Source organism: Devosia sp. A449 (assembly GCF_054489375.1).
Genome location: NZ_JBTMWU010000014.1, coordinates 1 through 3,871 on the forward strand (window position 1 = coordinate 1; position 3,871 = coordinate 3,871).

Here is a 3,871-nt window from a genome sequence, read left to right on the forward strand (position 1 = left end):
GTGACATAGACCGCACCATCCCGGTCGCGGTTAAGATCGATCTCAAAGCGCGAGCGGTGGAACACCACCCGGTTCGGCACGTCTCGGATAACGAATTCGGTGAACGGGTCTTCCTCGCGCAGCCGACCGGCCTCATCAAGCGCCATTGCCGCCCCCACGTCGTCGCGCAATCGATGCCCGTTATGGATGGCCGTGCCCACAATTGGCGAAGCACCGCGCTCCAAAGACCACAAAGCGGTATCGGAGACGCGGGGATAGAGCTCATCCTCGATTGGGCACATGTTAGCAACAGTCTGGATCATTGGACGCTTTGCTTTGGCCTACCCCCGGTGAGGACAGTGTAGCGCCAACGGATTGGTAGCCATGGCGGTTCCCAGATCGGCTGAACGGCTCCGCAATCGACTAAATGATGCCGGACCAGCAACCAGCAACACCGAGCGCGGGCTCGTGTTTTATACTTGGAGTAGGCCCATCAGATCGTCCGACTGGCCGGTCTGCCATCTGGCTTGTAGATGCGGAGCTAAACGGGTGAGTGGACTTTAGAGGTCGGCTGATCTGGTGTTGCGGTGCTCATTCCGTGGATGGTCCCCGAATTCTAATTCGCAACCATCGGGGGCTCGCGTCGTTCTTCAGGCGCTAGTGGGGGCAAACCACTACGGAGATGAAAATGAAGAACACCCTGATCCTAACGACGGCCGCCGCCTTTCTGGCTTCGATCGCTCTGCCCAGCTTCGCTCAGGATGCTGGTGCCGGAGCCGGAGCGGGCGTAACCGTCGAAACGCCGGCCGTCGACGCTCAAGTTGGCGTCGATGTGAGTGCGAATGCCGGGGATGACACCTACGGCTCGGTGGCCTCCTCCATTGCAGGTTCGGCCGATGTCGACCTGTCCACTGTGGCCGATGAAGCCAGCATCACCATTATTCTGCTGTCCTCGCTGCAGGGCAATGCCGACACGGAAGCTGCCGCGCTTGATGCGGCCGTGGCCGCCAACGCTGAAGCGGTCGCGACGCTGCACTCGAACATCGAAGCGAATGCAGCCATCAAAGCCAAGCTCGAAGCCGAAGGCCATAGCGCGGAGGACGTTGTTGCCGTGAAGAGCAATGCCGATGGATCGGTCATCGTCTATGTCGATGACCGCGCTTAACCCGCGCTAGTCTAACCGCGAGAGGTCCATGGAGCATCCAGTTCATGGGCCTCTTGCTTGTTCCTCAGTCCTGCTAGTGCCGACGCTCGGCCAAGCGTTCGCGCCAGTGTCTCGTCTGAATTTGTCCAAGCACCAGGCGTCGAACCGTGTCTTCGGAGGTATCGGCGCCCACCGGTAGCACGAGGCTACGCCCCTCAATGCGAGCGTGGATCGTTCCGGCTTCAATGAAATAGGTCGCCTTGATGGTCTGACCGCCGTCCACGACCTGAAGGTCACGCACGATATGTTCGTCCTGCATTCTGGCCTCCTGCAGGCGCAGAGTGCGGTAGAACGAAAGGTGAGTCCAGCAAAGCGTTATCAGACGCTGGACGACGGTGTTAACCGAGAGCTGGCGTACTAGGTGGGCGCCGACCTATCAGCGTCACAGTTTTTCGGCGGGAAGCTTGCTGGACTGCTTCACCCATTCGGTAAACTGAACCTCATCGAAATCGCCTCGCAGATGTCGAGATAGCGGACTTTGGGTGCTTGGACTGGCCGGACGGCTCGGGGCCGCGTTTTGGTTCCGTGGGCACCAGAGATAGGCGTCTTGGCAGCCGCGTGCTGCTTGCCGCCCAAAAGTCTTCAGGTTGGACCGCACACGGTCTAGCAGCGGCGCTAGAGATTAGGTTTAATCAACGCGAGACCCACATCGGGATCGAGTTTCTTCCGAAGGTATTCAGGTGATTCCGTTAGGATCACTTCCAGCGTCGGGCGGACCTCAGCAGTTTGAAGGTGCCCGGCCACGGCGCTGCCGTCCCTACGACCGAGCACCGCGTGAATATGCAATGCCGGCTGCCCTTCGGGCCCGATGGCAATGTCGCCGGTCAGAGATGCGACTTCGACCTGCTCATTCACCTCGATAGGAAGATAGACCTTTGCCTCCCAATCGAAGAAAGCAAGGGTTGCGCGCTTGAAGGCGCCGATTGCTTTGAAACTCGCGGCTTGGAGCCCAGCCTCCCTGGCAAAGGCGGTCAGGCAGGCGGTCACTTCGTCGCCGGTCGAAAGAATGATGGCGTAGGTTTGCTGTCCGTCTGCATTGTGGATGAGCTTGCTCTGCATGGGGTTTCTCTCCGCGGGCCATAGTTCTGGGTCAGGAGCACGAGAACAGATGGATCGCCCCTACCCACCCCCAAACACATTGGATGATCCGTCGGTTCCGATTTTCGTGCCAGCGCCCCACCTGATCGCATGGCTGCAGAAGTCTTACCGCCGATGGTGCTCCGCTCCAAAACGAGGGTCGCCGCCATTTAGCCTGGGCATCGCTAGGCGCACTTAAGACCAACGTTGCCGGCGTCCTCGAAATGGCTGATGCGGCCGACAAGGGGCCGGAGATTGCCAGCGTCAGAAGCGCGCAAGCATGTGGGGCGTGTCGATTGCAAGCGGCCTAAAGTGAACGGATAGGCTGGTTTAGGTTTTGGATGGCTTGGTGCGTCCAGGCTGCTCTTGTTTGGAGCCGTCCTGCTTTCGCCCGAGATCATCTATGTTGTCATCTTGTTGCTTTCCCGGCTCAGTTTCGAGCGGGGCAGGTTTGGTTTCATTTTTTGGCATGGCTAGCTCCAGTCAAGTGGAAAGCCCGGCGCTTGGCCGGGCTTCCAGGTTAGTCGTGGTGCTCAGGCATTGCCTTGAGCTGATCCTTGGTCCAGGTGGTCACGGCATGAACCTCGCCTTTTCCATCGCGCATGAACGAGAGGTCGCCCAGTGGGACGGAAACAGGTTTGGCGCCCATCCCGAGGAATCCGCCAACATCAATGATCACCGAGCCGGTGCCATGCACGTGGTCAACTTTGCCGACCTTGTGGTCATCCGCGCCGTAGATGGTCGCGCCTTCGAGCACTGCGGGGGTGAGCTCAGCTTGGGTCAGTCGAACGTGTCCGGTGTGATCCATGATCGGTCTCCTGTTGGTTGTGCAGGTGCAACCCCCGAGCGACACGAACTGTTCCGATTCAAATTTTGCCTATGTGATGCAACCCTGGACTCTCCAATATATTCTGCATTCATGCTGATCGACGCCAAGCTGGCGGCTTGATCGGAACTACTCCTCGTAGACCATTGCGTCAGTCACCTCGCGACCCGTGTGCTGCGGGGTGATCAGCTCATCTAGGTCGAAGCCTTGAGCGCGGGCCTCATCCAGGTGTTCCCGCAACGCCGCATCTGAGAGGGTAGGGTCACGCGACAGAACCCAGAGATTCTTGCGGTCGGGCGTGCCCGCAAGGGCCGTTTTGTAGTCCGGGTCGAGCTTAAGAACCCAATAGTCGCCATCCGTAAACGGGATCCAGCGAACATATTCGGGGAGGAAGGTGACCTTTAGGCGGGCGTTGGTCTCATCGACCGGAGATGCCTCACCGATTGATTGCGACGGTTTTCCTTCGGCGTCGAAGCAGCGATTGTGGACCCGAACGTTTCCTGCGTCGTTGAGCGAATAGTTGGCAGTGATGTCGGTCGCGGTCTCGTCCTCCCATTTCAGGGGAAGACGGCAGATTTCATACCAGCGCCCCAGATAGCGGGTGAGATCAACATTGGGAACAGCGGTCACATCGGTCATTTCAGGTCTCCATTGAGCCATCGAAACGCGACCCCACCACTGAGGTTCCGAGAGGAGGCTCTGCCGCTGCGTCCCAAGGCGCCGCCAGGCAGGTATCAGCCCATTCAGGCCATCGACCGCAATGGACGTGCTTTGCAGCAAGCTCT

7 protein-coding genes are annotated in these 3,871 nt (G+C 59.1%); 1 reads left to right on the top strand and 6 read right to left on the bottom strand.

The features are described from left to right. On the bottom strand, positions 1 to 281 hold a 281-nt coding region (locus ACX3OW_RS21550; RefSeq protein ID WP_459097848.1), incomplete at its 3' end, for an N-formylglutamate amidohydrolase. A gap of 386 nt (positions 282 to 667) precedes the next feature. Here ACX3OW_RS21550 and ACX3OW_RS21555 point away from each other — a divergent pair. Next, positions 668 to 1,144: a hypothetical protein gene (locus ACX3OW_RS21555; protein WP_459097842.1), complete on the top strand. Its 477-nt coding sequence runs from the start codon at positions 668 to 670 to the stop codon at positions 1,142 to 1,144. Between the two features lie 73 nt (positions 1,145 to 1,217). Here ACX3OW_RS21555 and ACX3OW_RS21560 read toward each other — a convergent pair whose 3' ends face one another. The 5 genes from ACX3OW_RS21560 to ACX3OW_RS21580 form a co-directional block, all read right to left on the bottom strand. Continuing rightward, positions 1,218 to 1,442, bottom strand: a complete 225-nt coding sequence (locus ACX3OW_RS21560; RefSeq protein ID WP_459097843.1) for a hypothetical protein — start codon at positions 1,440 to 1,442, stop codon at positions 1,218 to 1,220. Between the two features lie 356 nt (positions 1,443 to 1,798). After that, positions 1,799 to 2,242 carry a PPC domain-containing DNA-binding protein gene (locus ACX3OW_RS21565; protein WP_459097844.1) on the bottom strand — a complete coding sequence of 148 codons (444 nt, stop codon included), beginning with the start codon at positions 2,240 to 2,242 and terminating at the stop codon, positions 1,799 to 1,801. 348 nt (positions 2,243 to 2,590) lie between these two features. Further along, positions 2,591 to 2,731 (bottom strand): hypothetical protein, encoded by a 141-nt coding sequence (locus tag ACX3OW_RS21570; protein WP_459097845.1) that lies wholly within the window; start codon positions 2,729 to 2,731, stop codon positions 2,591 to 2,593. Positions 2,732 to 2,780: 49 nt separating this feature from the next. Next, positions 2,781 to 3,068, bottom strand: coding sequence for a PRC-barrel domain-containing protein (locus ACX3OW_RS21575; RefSeq protein ID WP_459097846.1), 288 nt, complete (start codon positions 3,066 to 3,068; stop codon positions 2,781 to 2,783). Between the two features lie 147 nt (positions 3,069 to 3,215). After that, the coding region (locus ACX3OW_RS21580) for a lipocalin family protein (protein ID WP_459097847.1) at positions 3,216 to 3,871 on the bottom strand (656 nt) is incomplete at its 5' end.

Excerpts from the sequence above, each read along its gene's own strand:
- ACX3OW_RS21555 (WP_459097842.1), top strand. The coding sequence starts at position 668 with ATGAAGAACACCCTGATCCTAACGACGGCCGCCGCCTTTCTGGCTTCG.
- ACX3OW_RS21560 (WP_459097843.1), bottom strand. The coding sequence starts at position 1,442 with ATGCAGGACGAACATATCGTGCGTGACCTTCAGGTCGTGGACGGCGGT.
- ACX3OW_RS21565 (WP_459097844.1), bottom strand. The coding sequence starts at position 2,242 with ATGCAGAGCAAGCTCATCCACAATGCAGACGGACAGCAAACCTACGCC.
- ACX3OW_RS21570 (WP_459097845.1), bottom strand. The coding sequence starts at position 2,731 with ATGCCAAAAAATGAAACCAAACCTGCCCCGCTCGAAACTGAGCCGGGA.
- ACX3OW_RS21575 (WP_459097846.1), bottom strand. The coding sequence starts at position 3,068 with ATGGATCACACCGGACACGTTCGACTGACCCAAGCTGAGCTCACCCCC.